Annotated in this window: 17 protein-coding genes; 8 read left to right on the top strand and 9 right to left on the bottom strand. The window is 72.1% G+C overall.

What is annotated here, in order from left to right:
* The first annotated feature begins 191 nt into the window (after positions 1-191).
* Positions 192-698: a GNAT family N-acetyltransferase gene (locus AB1207_RS22005; protein WP_367640753.1), complete on the top strand. Its 507-nt coding sequence runs from the start codon at positions 192-194 to the stop codon at positions 696-698.
* 126 nt (positions 699-824) lie between these two features.
* Here AB1207_RS22005 and AB1207_RS22000 read toward each other — a convergent pair whose 3' ends face one another.
* From AB1207_RS22000 to AB1207_RS21990, 3 genes are all read right to left on the bottom strand, one after another.
* Positions 825-1,805 carry a LacI family DNA-binding transcriptional regulator gene (locus tag AB1207_RS22000; RefSeq protein ID WP_367640751.1) on the bottom strand — a complete coding sequence of 327 codons (981 nt, stop codon included), beginning with the start codon at positions 1,803-1,805 and terminating at the stop codon, positions 825-827.
* Positions 1,806-1,882: 77 nt separating this feature from the next.
* Entirely contained in the window at positions 1,883-2,302 is a 420-nt protein-coding gene (locus AB1207_RS21995) for an NUDIX hydrolase (protein WP_367640749.1), read from the bottom strand.
* Entirely contained in the window at positions 2,299-3,447 is a 1,149-nt protein-coding gene (locus AB1207_RS21990) for an MFS transporter (RefSeq protein ID WP_367640747.1), read from the bottom strand. The genes AB1207_RS21995 and AB1207_RS21990 overlap by 4 nt, the downstream gene beginning before the upstream one ends.
* Positions 3,448-3,637: 190 nt before the next feature.
* Between AB1207_RS21990 and AB1207_RS21985 the strand changes: the two genes are divergently transcribed.
* Positions 3,638-4,435: a DeoR/GlpR family DNA-binding transcription regulator gene (locus AB1207_RS21985; protein WP_367640745.1), complete on the top strand. Its 798-nt coding sequence runs from the start codon at positions 3,638-3,640 to the stop codon at positions 4,433-4,435.
* A gap of 572 nt (positions 4,436-5,007) precedes the next feature.
* Here AB1207_RS21985 and AB1207_RS21980 read toward each other — a convergent pair.
* Positions 5,008-5,538 (bottom strand): hypothetical protein, encoded by a 531-nt coding sequence (locus AB1207_RS21980; RefSeq protein ID WP_367640743.1) that lies wholly within the window; start codon positions 5,536-5,538, stop codon positions 5,008-5,010.
* A gap of 181 nt (positions 5,539-5,719) precedes the next feature.
* On the opposite strand from AB1207_RS21980, the gene AB1207_RS21975 reads away from it, so the two are divergent.
* Entirely contained in the window at positions 5,720-6,667 is a 948-nt protein-coding gene (locus AB1207_RS21975) for a tyrosine-type recombinase/integrase (protein ID WP_367640742.1), read from the top strand.
* 76 nt (positions 6,668-6,743) lie between these two features.
* On the opposite strand, the gene AB1207_RS21970 is transcribed toward AB1207_RS21975, so the two are convergent.
* Positions 6,744-7,091 (bottom strand): hypothetical protein, encoded by a 348-nt coding sequence (locus AB1207_RS21970; protein WP_367640741.1) that lies wholly within the window; start codon positions 7,089-7,091, stop codon positions 6,744-6,746.
* Between the two features lie 343 nt (positions 7,092-7,434).
* On the opposite strand from AB1207_RS21970, the gene AB1207_RS21965 reads away from it, so the two are divergent.
* Positions 7,435-7,911, top strand: coding sequence for an HIT family protein (locus tag AB1207_RS21965; RefSeq protein WP_367640739.1), 477 nt, complete (start codon positions 7,435-7,437; stop codon positions 7,909-7,911).
* A gap of 130 nt (positions 7,912-8,041) precedes the next feature.
* Here AB1207_RS21965 and AB1207_RS21960 read toward each other — a convergent pair whose 3' ends face one another.
* The 4 genes from AB1207_RS21960 to AB1207_RS21945 form a co-directional block, all read right to left on the bottom strand.
* Positions 8,042-8,824, bottom strand: a complete 783-nt coding sequence (locus tag AB1207_RS21960) for a cation diffusion facilitator family transporter (protein ID WP_367640737.1) — start codon at positions 8,822-8,824, stop codon at positions 8,042-8,044.
* The gene (locus tag AB1207_RS21955) at positions 8,824-9,192 is read right to left on the bottom strand and encodes an ArsR/SmtB family transcription factor (protein ID WP_367640735.1); all 369 of its coding nucleotides are present in this window, start codon (positions 9,190-9,192) and stop codon (positions 8,824-8,826) included. Before AB1207_RS21955 ends, AB1207_RS21960 begins: the two co-directional genes overlap by 1 nt.
* A 492-nt stretch (positions 9,193-9,684) precedes the next feature.
* A complete protein-coding gene (locus AB1207_RS21950) occupies positions 9,685-9,810 on the bottom strand; it encodes a hypothetical protein (RefSeq protein ID WP_367640734.1) in 126 nt (41 codons plus the stop codon).
* A 52-nt stretch (positions 9,811-9,862) separates the two neighbouring features.
* A complete protein-coding gene (locus AB1207_RS21945) occupies positions 9,863-10,501 on the bottom strand; it encodes a TetR/AcrR family transcriptional regulator (protein ID WP_367640732.1) in 639 nt (212 codons plus the stop codon).
* A gap of 223 nt (positions 10,502-10,724) precedes the next feature.
* Here AB1207_RS21945 and AB1207_RS21940 point away from each other — a divergent pair, with 223 nt between their 5' ends.
* From AB1207_RS21940 to AB1207_RS21925, 4 genes are read left to right on the top strand one after another with little or no spacing between them, the layout of a single operon-like run.
* Positions 10,725-12,065: a flavin-containing monooxygenase gene (locus AB1207_RS21940; protein WP_367640774.1), complete on the top strand. Its 1,341-nt coding sequence runs from the start codon at positions 10,725-10,727 to the stop codon at positions 12,063-12,065.
* Complete coding sequence (locus AB1207_RS21935) at positions 12,062-12,982, top strand: SDR family NAD(P)-dependent oxidoreductase (RefSeq protein ID WP_437179003.1); 921 nt, start codon at positions 12,062-12,064, stop codon at positions 12,980-12,982. The genes AB1207_RS21940 and AB1207_RS21935 overlap by 4 nt, the downstream gene beginning before the upstream one ends.
* Positions 12,979-14,451, top strand: a complete 1,473-nt coding sequence (locus AB1207_RS21930; RefSeq protein WP_367640731.1) for an aldehyde dehydrogenase family protein — start codon at positions 12,979-12,981, stop codon at positions 14,449-14,451. The genes AB1207_RS21935 and AB1207_RS21930 overlap by 4 nt, the downstream gene beginning before the upstream one ends.
* A complete protein-coding gene (locus AB1207_RS21925) occupies positions 14,424-15,734 on the top strand; it encodes an MFS transporter (RefSeq protein WP_367640729.1) in 1,311 nt (436 codons plus the stop codon). The genes AB1207_RS21930 and AB1207_RS21925 overlap by 28 nt, the downstream gene beginning before the upstream one ends.
* Positions 15,735-15,756 lie beyond the last annotated feature (22 nt).

The raw sequence follows: 15,756 nt of genomic DNA, 5'->3' as shown, positions 1-15,756 counted from the left end.
CCCCCGCCATAGCGCAGAGAGCCCCTAAGCAGGGCTGCAGGTCCGCTAGCAACGGCGCCAACGCTGCGTCCAGCTCAGGGTGCACGCAACCAGGATGGCGATCGTGGACTGTGCGGCGCTACCGACCTCACGGTCATCCCGCGGTGCGCGTGGTCTGCAGTGCGCCGCAGCATGACTGAGAAGCTGTCGACGTGGCCTCCATCGACGTCCGTCCCGTTCACGACCAGGAGTGGGAGGTGCTGCCGTGGCTGTGGCAATTCTTCCGCCACGACCTCGCCCTGGCCGTCTCCGCCCTGCCCTACCCCGACGGCCGCTACCAGGCTCAAGACCTCCCCCACGGGCCAGATAAGGACCACGCCACGTACTTGGCATGGCGCCCACATCCGAAGACCAGTGAGCCGGCCCCGGTCGGCTTCGCCCTCGTGGAGGGGCTGACCCGGCAACGACGCGGGCTGGCCGCCCTCTGGATTGCTCCCGCTGCCCGCCGCGGTGGCCTCGGCCAAGAACTGGCCCTCAACGTCCTCGGCCGCCACCTCGGACCCTGGTCGATCGCGTTCCAGCACGACAACCCCACCGCGGGCCGCTTCTGGCGGGCAGTGGCCGAGGTGGCCTTCGGCCCGGGCGGGTGGCGCGAAGGGGAACGCCCGGTACCGCATCGGCCAGACGTCGCGCCAGATCACTGGGTCGAGTCGCTGTAACGACCAAAGTTCACGGTCATCCCGCGTTGTGCGCGAGGTCGCTGGCGGCTGGCGACTTCGCGCTCGTGCCGATGTCCGGGTCCCTCTCGACATCAAGATCAGCAAAGGGTCACGCTGTCCGGCGACCTAATCGCGGCCGGAACTGGGCCGCACGAGGAGACGGCCGGTGAACCGCTGCACGCGGGCGGGTTCGGCCGAGCCCGCCAGCCTCTGGGTCAGCAAGAGGACGGCCGCCTCGGACATCTCGGAGATGGGCAGGGCGACGGAGGTCAACGCAGGAGCGCTGTCACCGGCGACGTCGTCGTCGACACCGGTGACCGCGACATCGTCCGGCGCCCGCCGCCCAAGAACCCGCAGAGCATGCAGAACTCCGACGGCGATCTGGTCGTTGGCGGCGACGATGCCGTCAACGACCGGATCCCTACGCAGCAACGCGGTCGTGGCGTCGGCGCCGTGCTCCGCGGTCCACCCCGGGAGGGATCGGGTCCGCGTGGTGGGAACGTCCACCCCGTAGCGGCGGGTCGCCCGGTGGAAGCCCTGCTCTCGCAGAGCCGCGGCGGCGTGCGTCCCCTCTCCGCCGGCGCCGATGAACGCGAGGTGCCGTCTGCCCCGGTGCAGCAAGTGCGTGGCGCACAAGTCAGCTGCGCCGGCGGAGTCCACTGCCACGCGGTCCAGGTCGCAGCAAGCGTCCAGATCGGCGAGCAGGACGACGGGAGCAGCCCGCCCGGACGACGTGGGCTGGTGCAGGTGCAAGGGGGCCAACAGCAGCGGCGTACTGCGCCGGACGCTGGCGACCAGCAGTTCAGCCTCGACGTGCCGGTAACCCTCCGTCTGGACGATCCTGCTGCACAGACCGGCCGTGCGGGCGGCACGGATCAGATGGGCGGTGAGCCGGCGGTAGTAGGTGCTCATGAGCGTGGGGACCGCGATCGTGACCGGTTCGGCGATGGTGATGCCCGTGCTCAGGGCCCGCCCTGCCAAGTGGGGGCGGTAGTCCAGTTCCGCCACGGCCCGCAGCACGCGGCGGCGCAGTTCGGCCGAGACACCAGGCAGGCCTCGCACGACCTTGGATGCGGTGCTCGCGGACACCCCCGCCGCCTGGGCCACGTCGGCCAAGATGGCAGGGCCAGTGACGCTGTGTACTCGTCCCCCCGCGCCGGAGGTCTGTTCTTGCGCACTGGGTCTCACGTACGGCCCCTGCGAGCGAAGAACTCCTCCAGGACGGCATTGTCCTCGTATCCCAACCGCAGAAGCCGAACCTGGGCGAGGGCGTGGAAGCGCACGGACTGGCCCTCGGTGAGCGGCAACCGCTCTGCCTCGACGTCCAGATGCGTCCAGTACGTGTGCTCCACCCCGTAGTGACGCCGGACGGAAACCACGTGGTGCAGGGCCGAGGAGGCGATCTCCAGAGACATCTCCTCGCGCAGTTCCCGGACGGCAGCCGCGACGGGATCTTCATCCTCTTCGAGGTGGCCACCGGGCAGGCACCAGGTGCCCGGGTAGGGGATGCCGGGGGTGTCGTCGCGCAGCTGCAGCAGGACGCGGTCTTGGGGGTCGAGGAGGATGACCTGAACGCCGGCCGCCTCCGGTGCGGGGTCGTTCACCGCAGCACCCGCGAGGCGCGGGTGGCGACGACCAGCGCGGTGGTGACCGCCGCGAGGGCGGTCAAGATCCATGGGATCGCCTGTGTTCCGTGGGCGTCGACCAGGGCGCCGGTCACCGGGGCGGTGAGCACGGGGCCGGCCAGGGCGGTGGCGAACAGGACGACCACACCCTCTCCCCCGGGGTAGCGCATGGTGTGCCAGGCGATGACCGCAGGGAAGACCGGCGCGATCGACAACCCCGCCAACGCGTATGCGACGACGGCCGCGCCGGGAACCACGCCGAGGGTCGCGGCCGCGAGGAGGCTGAGTGTGCTCGCCCCCAGGGCCAGCAGCAGCAGCCGGCGCGGGCGCAGGCGCGCGACCAGCGGGGCGGCCAGGAGGCGGCCAATGGTCAGCCCGCCCCAGAACAGGGCCACCGCGCCGGCGGCCTCGGACGGCGAGGAGCCGCCGGTGGCGTGCAGGTGGGTGGTCTCCCAGCCGGCCACCCCGCCTTCGAGGGTGACGTAGCCGAGCAGGACCGCCCCCAACAGCACCACCGCGATCCGACCACCCGCCGGGCCCGCCCGCCCCGGGAGGACCCGACACCCCGGGGGGACCCGGCGACGCGGGGCCGGCAGGTCCAGCCACCGAGTCAGGGCGGCCAGCAGCAGGGCGCCCCCGGCACACGTCCAAAAGGGCAGGTCCACCCGTCCTGGGTGCCACCCGACGAGCAGCGGCATCCCCACCGCACCCACGCCGAACGCGGCGCTGACGGCCATGAGCAGCGACCCGTGACGTCCCGCACCGGCCAAGACCAGGTTGAGCAGCAGGTCCACAGCACCGAACCCGAGGCCGATCAGCAGCAGGACCCCAATCGCCGCAACCGCATCATCGGCCGCGGGCAGCAGTGCGCAGCCGGCGAACACCAGACCTGATCCGACGGCCAGTGAGGTGCGGTCCGGCACTCGCCGCTGCACGATCCCGGCCAGCAGCACGCCGACGGTGGCGCCAAGGGAGAACGCCGTCAGCAGCCAGGCCGCACCGGAGGCGTCCAGGTCGTGGCGCGCCCTCAGCGTCGGCAGCACGGGCCCCAGGGCACTGGTGACGCTCCCCAAGACGACGAACCCGACGACTCCCACCACGGCCAGGCCCAGTAGGGGGCGCACCGGTGGAGACGAGGGTGAGGGCGGGAGTGAGGGCGGGAGTGAGGACGGGAGTGAGGACGGGGGTGAGCCGACGCCGGGGTGGGCAGCAGTTGGGTCCTGACGGACCTGGCGGGCAGGCACAACCACGAGTAGATCGGCGCACTTCGGCAGAGTCAAGATTAAATCGACAGCAATATGCGATGCTTCAGTCATGTTCACCACGGAGCGCCGAGAGCGGGTGTTGGCCCAACTACGTCACGACGGGCGCGTAGAGGTTCCCGCGCTGGCGCGCGAGCTGGACGTCTCCGAGGACACGGTCCGCCGGGACCTGCGCGCCCTGGCCGCCGCTGGGCACCTGCAGAAGACCCACGGTGGAGCCGTCACCCTCGACCCGGCACGCATGTCCTGGAGCACACGCGAACACGTCTCCGTCGAAGCGAAACGAGCGATCGGAGCCGCCGCCGCCCAGCTAGTGCGGCCCGATCAGACGATCGTCCTCGACGCCGGATCCACCGTCTTGAGCCTGGCCCACGCCCTCCTGATCGCTCGCCAGGTCCGCCCGCTGACGGTGGTGACGAACTCCCTGGACGTGGCCGTGGCGCTGGATCCCGATCCGGACGTCACGGTGCACGTCACCGGAGGGGAGTGGGACCGCCACTCGCGTTTTCTCATCGGTCCCGCCGCCGTCGCCGGGGTGAACCGCTACCGCGCCGACTGGGCCTTCCTGGGCACCTGCGCCCTAGACCCCGAGGCGGGGGCCACGTCGGTGGATGCGCGTGATGCCGCCGTCAAGACCGCGATGGCCGACAGTGCCCAGCAGGTCGCTGTACTCGCTGACCGGACCAAGCTGAACACCACGTCCACCCACCGGGTGCTAGCCCCAGGAGCTATCGACGTACTCGTCACCGACGTCGCCGACGTCGCCCAGCAGTGGCGCGCTCACCCCACCTCCGTCGTCGTGGTCGACCCCTCCGGGAACCAAGCAGACGACCACCGCCCCGTGGTCTGATCTGCAGATTCTGCACCGTCCGGTCATCCCGCGGTGCGCGCGCAGCGCACGGTCATCCCGCGGAACGGGTGGTAGTAGCGGCTCAGTCGCGTGACGCGGCACCCTTTCCACTGCCGGCGCGCTTGCGCGGCCACAACACGATCCACACCACCGAAGCGATGGCGGCACCCATGATCATCGACGGGACGTCCATGGTCCACCCTCTCAAGACCGCCCCCGACAAGGCGCCATGACCTACCGCGGGCGAGCAGCTCATCTCGCGGTCCGCGACCTCGCGGTCATCCCGCGGTGCGCGCGGGCGCACGGTCATCCTGCTTCCTGCGCGCCCACCCGCACCAGGACGGGGCAGTGGAGCAGCCGCAGCGGGCGCTTGTGTCTGCCGCTGCAGGGGCCGATACTGCAGAGGTGCGCATCCCTGTAGGGGTGCGAAGTGGGCCCGGCAGCCTTCCGGACGGTGGGTGAGCCGGGCTTCGCGCTGTCCAGGGCAGTTCAGGACCCCGCCGACCCAGCCCCCGTCCCCGCTTCCGGGCCTCCATCGTCAGTCCGCTCGGGAACCAGTCACGGGAGGCCGCTCAGCCCAGCTGGTGGACCTCACCGACGATGGGACGCATCCGCCCCTGCCAGGTAGCGCCGTGGGTCCAGCACCACGCCACTGCGTCCGCAATCCACAGCAATGGCTTCGAGCGGGGCGGCAGGTGCTCATAGACCAGCTCATCCACCACCCCCGCCTGGTGCACTGCGGCGCGCAGGGTGCGACGGTCGCTAGCCAGCAGGGAGTCATCCTGCTCCAGCACAAGACGGTGCGCCCCCGCCGTGGCGCAGTCAGCGACCAGGCGCTCCAGCACCAGCCGCCGGGCGAGGCGCTGGTCAGCGATCGTGCGGGCGTCATAGAGGTCGACCACCACCCCGCTGCCGCACAACGCCGCCGCGATCTGACCCTGGCGGGCCTTGTTCTCCTTGGTGAAGTGCAGCCGCTCCTGCCGCGCCAGCAGCAGCCCTCGCAGCAGCGTGCGGGTCGGGGCCAGCTGCCGGGGCTGGACCCGGGCGGCGGCGACCAGCAGTCCGCTGGCCTTCGTTTCGTCGACGAAGACGTGCACGCTCACCGCAGTCTCCGCGCCGGCGACTCCACCGACGGGTCCTCCAGGTGTAGCGGGCTGACGGTCGCGGCGGGCACCGCGTCAGCATCGTGGATCGCGTCTGTCCCCGCTCCGGCGGGTCACCCGATGTCCTAACCACCCCGGCCGGTGCCTCGCGCAGACCGTAGACGCGGAGGCACGCTCGAGCATGACCCTGCCTTCCGATCCTCCTGGCCCTGCTCCCACCTCGCTGCCCATCGCCCTCGGCGACGGGACCTGGCGCACCGACCCCCTCCGCCTCGCCATCGCCGCCTACCTCGCTCGCTACCGCGGCGAGACCCGCCGCCACGCCCAATCCGACCTGCGCGCCTACCTCACCTGGTGCCAGCTCCGGCAGCTCAACCCGTTGCAGGCGCGGCGACCCCACATCGAGCTCTACGTGCGATGGATGCAGGAGACCCAACGCTTCGCCGCCTCCACCGTGTCGCGGCGGACATCGGTGGTGGCCAGCTTCTACCGGACCTGCGTCGTCGACGAGGTCTTGGAGCACTCGCCGGCCGACTACGTCCGCCGCCCCAACGTCCCCCCGGAATCACCGACGCTGGGCTTGAGCCACCTGCAGCTGGAGGCGTTGCTGGCTACGTCGCGGGACTCGGCCAACCCCTGCGACTTCGCTATGGTCTGCCTGCTTGGACTCCTGGGCCTGCGCATCTTCGAGGCCTGCGCCCTCGACATCGCCGACCTCGGCGAGGAGCACGGCCACCGCGTCCTGCGCGTGTTGGGTAAGGGCCACAAGATCGTCCTCGTCCCCCTCGCCCCGGCGGTGGGGCGAGCGGTGGACCGCGCCATCGGCGACCGCACGACGGGTGCACTGATGCTGAACACCCGCGGCGGACGCATCGACCGCCACTCCGCGACCCGACGGCTCAAGCACCTGGCCGCCGACGCACGCATCCGGCTACCCCGGATGCACCCGCACATGCTGCGCCACACCTACGTCACCACCATGCTCGACGCCGGCGTGGACCTGCGCGACGTCCAGATCGCCGCCCGCCACGCCGACCCCCGCACCACGATGCGCTACGACCGGGCCCGCACCACCCTGGACCGCCACCCCAACTACATCCTCGCCGCCTACATGGCCTCCGGCACCTGACCCACTTCACGCTTCTGGCGAAGAGCGCGCTGTCGGGCGCACGACAGAGAACGCGAGGCCGGGCAACCTCAGCTCACTAGCGACGCCGTCGCACCAAAGCTCGAACAGCCAGGATTGCGAGGTTGACCACAGCTAGGTACCCAGCGACGAGACCACCGAGCATGACTGCGGCCACCAGCCACAACGCGTCCTCCATGGCCAGCGTCGGCACCGTGCCCACCACGAACGCCACCCAGACCAGCGCAGGCCCCCACCAGGGATGGATGCACAGGTGCGCCACCACGCTCACCACGGCCACGGCAGCGCCGACCCCGACAACCGTCCCGACGGGCACCTCCGAGCCGGCCCACCCCGGTGCGGCCACGAAGAGGTAGCCGCAGACGACACCGCTCAAGGCCGCGATCACCCACCACCCGACGGACACCGCGAGAGGCCAGGTTCGCGTCCGCGGCAAGAGGAAGCTGTCGCCGCGGTGTCCGTCAGATGAGTACATCCGGCTACCTTGCCTGCCCGGCGATGAGCGGCGAAGACAGCGACGGGGCCGAAGCCCGCTCGGCGCAACGAGCAAGACCTGTTGCGAGTGCTCCAACACAGCCAACGACCTCACGGTCATCCCGCGTTGCGCGCGGGCGCACGGTCATCCCGCGGTGCGCGCGGTCCTGAGCTGCCGGCAACGTCGCGGTCTTGACGAAGAGCGGTCCATCAGAAGATCCGCCTGTTCATCAATCGAGTAGACCCCACCTCCGCGCACTGGAACCGTCGCCCCCATGACACAGAGCGCAACGGCGACGGCGCAGGGGTGCATCTTCTGCGCCATCGCCCAGCACAAGGCCGAGGCCAGCACGGTGTACGAGGACGAGACCGTCGTGGCCTTCATGGACCGCTACCCCGTCACCCCCGGGCACCTCCTGGTTGTGCCGCGCCACCACGCAGTGGGCCTGGAGGACCTGGACAAGACCACGGGTGCTCACGTCTGGGCGGTAGCTCACGACCTGGCCCGAACCCTGCGTCGCTCGACGTTCCGCCCCGAGGGGATCAACTTCTTCCTATGCGACGGCGAGGTCGCCTTTCAGACGGTCCTCCACCTCCACCTGCACGTCCTGCCCCGCTACACCGGAGACGGCTGGACCGTCGAGAACCTCCCCAAGACGCTGGACCGGGACAGGCAACGCCTGGACGGCGACGCCCACGCCATCAAGGCCGCCGCTGCTCGCCCCGCGGGTAGCCCTCCGTTCGGCACCTGAGGAGGCGTGGACGTGGCCGGGGTCGTGTCGCGTCGGGGCTACTTCACGGTCATCCCGCGGTGCGAGCGCTTGACGACCTCGCAGTCTCGTCGAGCTGCGGACGGTGGCCGCTGGCGGACGAGGGCTGCGATCAGCTGCAGCAGCTGTCACCGCATCCACAGCTGCCCGTCGGACCTCCAAGCCCCGAGTCGGTGCCCACCAATCCCGCGTCAGGCACGCAACAGCCCTCCCCGCGCCAGGCCTGCCGACCCTCCTTGACGGCGATGAACGCGATGACCAAACCGGCGATCGGGTCGGCCCAGGTCCAGCCCACAAGAGCATTGAGCACCAGCCCCACCAGCAGCACCGCGGACAAGTAGGTGCACAGCAGCGTCTGCTGGGAGTCGGCCACGGCGGTGACCGACCCCAGCTCCCGTCCGGCCCGGCGCTGGGCCACGGACAGGAACGGCATGACCAGCAGACTCAGCCCCGCCAGCACGATGCCCACGCTGGAGGGTCGGGCCTCTCCGGAGCCGAACAAGGCGCGTAGCGACTCGACGGTGACGTACACGGCCAGGGCGAAGAAGGACACCGCGATGATCCGCAGCGTCAGGTGCTCACGAGCCTCGCGGCGGGCGTGCTCACGGGCGGAGAACTGCCAAGCGACCGCGGCCGCGGAAGACACCTCGACGATCGAGTCCAGCCCGAAGCCGATGAGGGCCGAGGAGTCCGCGCGGTGGCCGGCGGTGAGTGCCACCACGGCCTCGACCACGTTGTAGGTGATCGTGGCGCCGACGAGGAACCGCACCCGACGGGTCAGCGTCTGGCGCCGCGCCGTGCGCCTCAGCACCTCCGCCGACTTCTGGCCCCCCGACGTCGGAACTGGCGTCGAGGCCGGCGTAGTGGGCGTGATCGACAGCAGCGGCCGGTCCATCAGCAGCAGCCCTCCCCGGCCTGGGCCGCGGCACAGGCGACGACGTCGACCGCCAGGACGGTGCCCAACAGGTCCTCCAACGCTTGACGCAGGCCGCCGTCGGCCAACTCGTAGCGCATCCGTTTGCCCTCCGGAACCGCGACGACCAGCCCGCAGCCGCGCAAGCAGGCCAGGTGGTTGGACAGGCTCGTGCGGGTCACACCCAGGCGTTCGGCAAGCTTGGTAGGGTAGGCCCCTTCGGTGCGCAGGGCGACGAGAACTCGGGCGCGCGTGGGGTCGGACAGGGCGTGCCCGAAACGCGTCAGCACGTCGATGCGGGCGGTGAGGTCGGTCTCGAGGTGGCCGTCGAGGGTCGTGAGCTTCTCCACCCACTCAACGTTACAGCTTTCGCTGACGTCAGGAAGGGCTGACGCGACGTCGGGCGGTCGACGTCGCCCCTCGTTCGAGCTGGGCGAAACTCTGCGGTGACGCCAGCGCCGCGGCTCGGACGGCGGGGTGAGGGTTTCACTGTCCCGCGGGCAGGACGCGTCGATGCGCTCCGCCGCAACATCACCCGACGCACCGCCGACCGCGGCGGTGAACTCTCGAACTCCCGGGGCGCCCGCGCGATGGTCGAGGTGAGGTCCTCCAGCGCCGGGGAGCGGCGGGACTACAGCATCCGCGAAAGGGGGTGCTCGCTGTCGTCGTCACAGGTCTCCACCGCGTCCAGCGGTGCCGGGCCCGGTTCCAGAAGGCGTCAGACTCTTCGCTCGACACGTCGCTCAGGTGGTCCCCACGCGACGATCAGGAGGCCGCGGGATCCGCCGACGAACGGGTCGCGACCGGCGACGACCGGGGCCGACCGCAGGTCACGGCACGCGTCAGAGCCAGCCGCCCTTCCAGGGCGTGGACTTGGCGTTGACGCGACGCTCGTGGCGTTCGATGCGGAACGAGGCGAGGGTCGTCAGCAGGTAGAGGACGACGAGGAGAACGATCCCGGTGACCACGGGGCACCACCTCCGGTGAGCTGTTGCTCCGAGACGCTACTCCGGTCGGCGATCACGCACCAGGTCGCGACGCGACCCAGGCTCCGACCATGTCGCTGAACAGTTCGAGGACGGCGTCGCCGGGCGTCCCGTCCGGGTCGGCGAGCTCGCTGAGGGCGAGCCCGTCGAAGAAGGCGACGACGAGGGCCGACAACGCGTCCAGCCGTTCCTCACCGGCGACCGCGTCGACGCCCTGCGGCCCGTGGGCCCGCAGCCACGGCTCGCACAGCGACCGTGCGGCGGCCCGCATGGCGCGGTACTGGTCCCGTGCCGTGTCGGCCTGCCCCTCGGTGCGCAGGGACCAGGTCGTCAGCTCGTACAGGGACAACCGGCGCCCGGTGTCGAGGGACTCCTCGGCGGCGAGCGCGGCCCGCAACCGCGCGAGGGCCTCGTCGGCCGCCTCCCCGCCCTCGACCTCGACGTCGCGGCCGGCGGCCTGGACCTGTTCGAGGTGGCCCGCCGCGACCTCGCGGACGAGCTCGTCCTTGGTGGAGAACCAGTAGTGGACGGTGCCGAGGGGGACGCCGGCCTCCTCGGCGATGCGGCGCGTCGTCGTGGCCGTCACGCCTTCACGGCTCATGACGCGCGCGGCGGCGACGATCAGCTCCTCCCGCTTCTCTCCGGGGTTGCGTCGCGGTCTGGGCGGGGCCATGGCGCGATCGTCGCACACCGTGGGCGTTCGGTGGACGTTCCCTGGTCAGATGACCAAGACACTTGACCAGATGCTGGCGACGCCCCATGGTTGAACCCAGTCGGGAACAGTCCCGCTCCACCACCTGGAGGTCACCGTGTCCGGAAACGTCACGCCCCTCAGCCCCCGCAGCGCCGCCGCCGGGCAGTCCCCCGAGACGCCCGTCGAAGACCGCCGTGACGCGGTGCTCGTCATCGGCGCCGGCCCCGCCGGTCTGGCCGCGGCCCGAGCCCTGCGCGCCCGGGACATCCCCTACGACCACGTGGAACGCCACGGCGTGGGCGGCATCTGGGACATCGACGCCCCCGGCTCGCCGATGTACGAGGCGGCCCACTTCATCTCCAGCAAGACCACGTCGGGGTTCGAGGGCTTCCCCATGCCCGACGAGTTCCCCGACTACCCCAACCACCGCCAGGTGCTGCACTTCCTGCGCAGCTTCGCCGACGCCTACGACCTGACCGACCGGATCGAGACCGGTGTCACGGTCACGGACGTGGCGAAGGAACCCACCGGCCGCTGGCTCGTCACGACGGCCGACGGCCGCCGCCGGCGGTACTCCGCCGTCGTGTGCTGCACGGGGGCGCAGTGGTTCCCGTCCATGCCGGAACTGCCCGGGGAGTTCACGGGGACCTTCGTGCACAGCAACACCTACCGCAACGCCGACGACCTGCGCGGTCAGCGGGTTCTCGTCATCGGCGGCGGGAACAGCGCCTGCGACATCGCCGTCGACGCCGCCCGGACGGCCGACCGCGTCGTCATCAGCATGCGCCGCGGGTACTGGTTCATCCCCAAGCACGTGCTCGGCCGCCCCTCGGACGTGTTCGCCGCCGGCGGCCCGCACCTGCCGATGCGGGTCCAGCAGTTCCTCTTCGGCCGGGCCCTCACCCTGCTGCACGGCAAGCCGAGCCGCTGGGGCCTGCAGGACCCCGACCACAAGCTGTTCGAGACCCACCCCGTCCTGAACAGCAACCTGTTCCTCGCCCTGCAGCACGGCGACGTCGAACCCCGGCCGGGGATCCGCTCCGTCCAGGGCCGCACCGTCACCTTCACCGACGGGCGCAGCGCCGAGGTCGACACCATCATCGCCGCGACCGGGTACCGCCACCGCGTGCCCTACGCGCAGCGCTACTTCGGCGACGAGCAGCACCCGGACCTCTACCTCACCGCGTTCTCCCGCGAGCACGAGGGGCTGTACGGGATCGGTTTCACCGAGACGAACTCCGGCGCCTACAAGCACTTCGACGCGTTCGCGCAGATGATCGCCAGCCACCTCGAGGACAAGCGGTCGAACCCGCAGCGCTACGCCGAGTTCCAGCAGTTCCTGCGCACCGACCGGCCCGACCTGTCCGGCGGGATCCGCTTCGACGCCTCCCCGCGCCACCAGGGCTATGTCGACGCCGACGCCCTCTCGGCCTACCGCGCCAAGGTGGGCCGGAAGTTCGGCTGGCGCCTGCAGACGGGCACCCGCCGGGCTCCGGGCGCGGCCCGCGCCACCGACCGCGTCCTCACCGGGACCGCGTCGTGATCGGGCAGTTCGCCCGTGCCGTGCGGGACCTGGCCCGCGGTCGGGGTTTCGACCCCGCCGGCAAGGTGGTCGTCATCACCGGCGGCGCCGGCGGCATCGGCAGCGCCCTGGCGGACCGGCTCGCCCGCGCCGGGGCCAGCATCGCCGTGGTGGACCGGGACGCCCCCCGCGCCCGCGCCGTCGCCGCGACCCTGCCCGTGCGCGCCGGGGCCCGGCACCGGGCCTTCGTCGCCGACCTCACCGACCCCGCCCAGGTGAGCGAGGTGGCCGACGACATCGGCAGCACGTACGCGGTCGTCGACGTCCTGGTGAACAACGCCGCCATGACGAGCTCGGAGCGGTTCGCCTCCCGGTCGATGGCCTCCATCGACCAGGAACTGACCGTGAACCTCACGTCCCCGCTCTACGTGACCCGTGCCGTCATCCCGTTGCTGCGTCGCTCCCCCGACCCGCGCATCATCACGACGGTCTCGCTGGCGGCCCTGATGCCCCAGGCGGAGACGCCGGTGTACTGCGCGTCGAAGTTCGGGCTGCGCGGGGCCATGATGTCGATCGCGCTCGACCTCGCCCCGGACATCGCGGTCTCCTCGGTGCTGCCCTCGGCCACCGACACCCGCATGCTGCGGCAGGAGGCCATCGACGGCGGGAACACGCTGCAGTTCCAGACCCCGCCGCAGACGACGGCCGACGTCGTCGACGCCGTGTTCAGCCTGCTGCACCGGCCGCGCCTGGAGGCCTACCCCAAACCCCGGGAGGCGCGGCTGGTGCGGGCGGCGACGGTGTTCCCCAACCTGCTGCCGGCCCTCATGGTGTTCTTCCGCGGCAAGGGTGAACGGGGTATGCAGGAGTACCTGGACGAGCTCGTCGAACGCGGCGACGTCGTGCGCGTCGACGGCCGCCTGGAACTCGCCCCGTGACCGCGGTGGCGGCCACCCCCGAGCAGATCACCGCTCAGACCGTGGCTCTCGTCGACCCGGCCACGGGCGGGGTGGTGGAGCACGTCCGCGTCCACGACGCGGCGGCGGTCGACGAGGCCGTCGCCCGGGCCCGGCGGACGTTCGCGGCCGGGACCTGGTCGCAGCTGCCCGTGCGCGAGCGCGCCACCGTTCTGCGCCGTCTCGCCGACCTCGTCGAGGAGTCCGCGGACGAACTCGCCGCGCTGGACTCGCGGCAGTCCGGCCGGCCGGTGACCGAGGTGCGGGAGAACGACCTGCCGGGGGCGGTGGAGTCGTTGCGGTGGTTCGCCGACGCCGCGGACAAGCTGACCTCCGCCGTCACCGGCGGCGCCCAGGGCGGATCGACGCACGCGCTGTCCATGACCCTGCTGGAACCCGTCGGCGTCGGTGCGGCCGTCCTGCCGTGGAACTACCCGCTGGCGATGACGGCGTGGAAGGTCGGGCCGGCCCTCGCCGCGGGCAACAGCCTGCTGCTGAAACCCGCCGACGCCACGCCGGGATCGGGGCTGCGGCTGGCCGACCTCGCCCGCCGCGCCGGGGTTCCCGACGGCGTGCTCACCGTGCTCACAGGAACCGGTCCGGTGACGGGGGCGGCCCTGGCCGCGCACCCCGACGTCGACGCGCTCTCGTTCACGGGGTCCACGGCGTCGGGACGGGCCGTCCTGCACGCCGCCACCGACAGCAACCTCAAGCGGGTCGCGCTGGAGATGGGCGGCAAGAGCCCGCAGGTGGTGTTCGCCGACGCCCTCGACGGTGCCGGCGCGGCCGAGACGGACAGGGTGCTCGACGCGGTCGCCGAGGCGGCGTTCCTGTCCGGTGGCCAGAACTGCACCGCCGGTTCCCGCGTCCTCGTCCAGGCCGACGTCGCCGAGCAACTGCTCGACGGCCTCGCCGAACGGGCGGCCGCGCTGATCGTCGGGGACCCCGCCGATCCGGCCACGCAGATCGGCCCGCTCGTCAGCGCCGCCGCGCGCGAACGCGTGCGCGGTCTGGTCGACCGGGCCCGGGCCGCCGGTGCCGTCGTGCACACGGGCGGCAACTCCCTGCCGGGCCCCGGCTTCTTCTACCCGCCGACGGTCCTGGCAGGGTTGCCGGCCGACGCCGAACTCGAGCAGGAGGAGGTCTTCGGGCCGGTCGTCAGCGTCTCCACGTTCTGCACCGAGGCCGAGGCGGTCCAGCGGGCGAACGACACCCGGTACGGCCTGGCCGCCTCGCTGTGGACGCGGGACGGTGACCGCGCGCTGCGCGTCGCCCGGGCCCTGGACGCGGGCGTCGTCTCGGTGAACTCCTACAGCGAGGGGGACATCACGACCCGGTTCGGTGGGTTCAAGCAGTCCGGCTTCGGGTCCCCGGAGAAGTCGCTGGACGCGTTCGACCTGTGGACCCGGCGGAAGGCCGTCTGGTGGCACGTCTCCCCCGGCGCGCGCTGAGCCCCGTCCCGGCGGTTCCGGCCGCCGGGACGGACGGTGCCACCGGCACCGCCGGAGATCCCTGGAAGCGGTGGACCGGGGCCCTCGTCCTGGCCTGGCTGGGCCTGTGGGTCGCCCAGTTCGCCCCGCTGCAGGTCCTGCTGCCGCAACTGACGGCACGGCTGGACACCGGCAGCGACTGGCTCGGGGTCGTCCGCGACTTCGGCGTCGTCGCGGGCGCGGGCGGGCTGGTCGCCGCGCTCGCCCTGCCGCTGGTGGGGCGGGCGCTGGACAGGACCCCGTCCGGCGCCACCCACCGCGGCTGGTACGTCGCGTCGGTCGCGCTGTGCGCCCTGGGGCTCGTCGTCCTCGGCGTCCAGTCGACGCTGCTCGGCGCGGCCGTCGCCTGGAGCCTGACCCTGCTCGGGCTGTGCGCCGCCGGGACCGTGCTCACCGTGGCCGTCACGCGCCGCGTGCCGCCCGGACAGCGCGGGACGGTCTCGACGGGCGTCGCCGCCGCGAACGCCCTCGGCATCGTGCTCGGCACCGCCCTGGCCGCGTCCGCCGGCCAGGACGCCCGGACGGGCGGGCTGCTCCTGGCGGGCGCGGTCGTCGCGGCCTGCGTCCCCTACGCCGTGGCCAGGCCGCCCCGGCCGCTGGCCCCGGCCCTCGCCCTCGCGGTCGACCCGGGGACGGCGCAGCCCGCGCTCGAAGGGTCCGGCCGCGGATCCTCCCGGCCCCTGCTGGCGGGGTTCGGGGTCCGCGGGCTGCTCGTGCTGGGCAACGCGCTCGGCACGACGCTGCTGCTGTTCTTCTTCACGTACCGGCTGCGGCTGGCGGACGCCGAGGAGTTCCTCGTCCAGGTCGTCCTCGTCTACGTCGTGGCCACCGTCCTGACGGCCGCGGTGTGCGGGCCCCTCTCGGACCGGTGGCGGGCGCGGCGGCGCTTCCTCGTCGCCTCCGTCGTGCTGCAGGCCGGCGCGGCCCTGGCCCTGGCGCTCGTCCCGGACCGGACGACGGTCCTCGTCGCCGGTGTCGTGCTCGGCATCGGCTGGGGCAGCTTCATGGCCGTCGACCAGGCGGTCGTGGCGACGGTCGCGGCCCGCACCGAGCGTCCGGCGGCGGCCGTCGCGCTGCTCGGCATCGCGGCGTCGTTGCCGCAGAACCTCGGTCCGCTGGCCGCGGCGCTCATCGTCACCGGGACCGGGGGGTTCGCGCCGCTCTTCGTGGTCGCGGCCGCGGTCGTCGGGGCGGCCGGACTCCTCGTGGCCGCCCTGCCCCGGGAGCGGGTCACCGACCGGTGACCCGCCCCACCGGTTGGACGGC

The organism is Kineococcus endophyticus (assembly GCF_040796495.1).
GTDB lineage: Bacteria > Actinomycetota > Actinomycetes > Actinomycetales > Kineococcaceae > Kineococcus > Kineococcus endophyticus.
Note: the sequence above shows the minus strand (reverse complement) of the source record. Positions and strands in the feature narration are given on the sequence as shown.

Bases quoted from the DNA above. Each gene is read 5' to 3' on its own strand.
- AB1207_RS21975 (WP_367640742.1), top strand. From the start codon at position 5,720: ATGACCCTGCCTTCCGATCCTCCTGGCCCTGCTCCCACCTCGCTGCCC.
- AB1207_RS21965 (WP_367640739.1), top strand. From the start codon at position 7,435: ATGACACAGAGCGCAACGGCGACGGCGCAGGGGTGCATCTTCTGCGCC.
- AB1207_RS21945 (WP_367640732.1), bottom strand. From the start codon at position 10,501: ATGGCCCCGCCCAGACCGCGACGCAACCCCGGAGAGAAGCGGGAGGAG.
- AB1207_RS21960 (WP_367640737.1), bottom strand. From the start codon at position 8,824: ATGGACCGGCCGCTGCTGTCGATCACGCCCACTACGCCGGCCTCGACG.
- AB1207_RS21985 (WP_367640745.1), top strand. From the start codon at position 3,638: ATGTTCACCACGGAGCGCCGAGAGCGGGTGTTGGCCCAACTACGTCAC.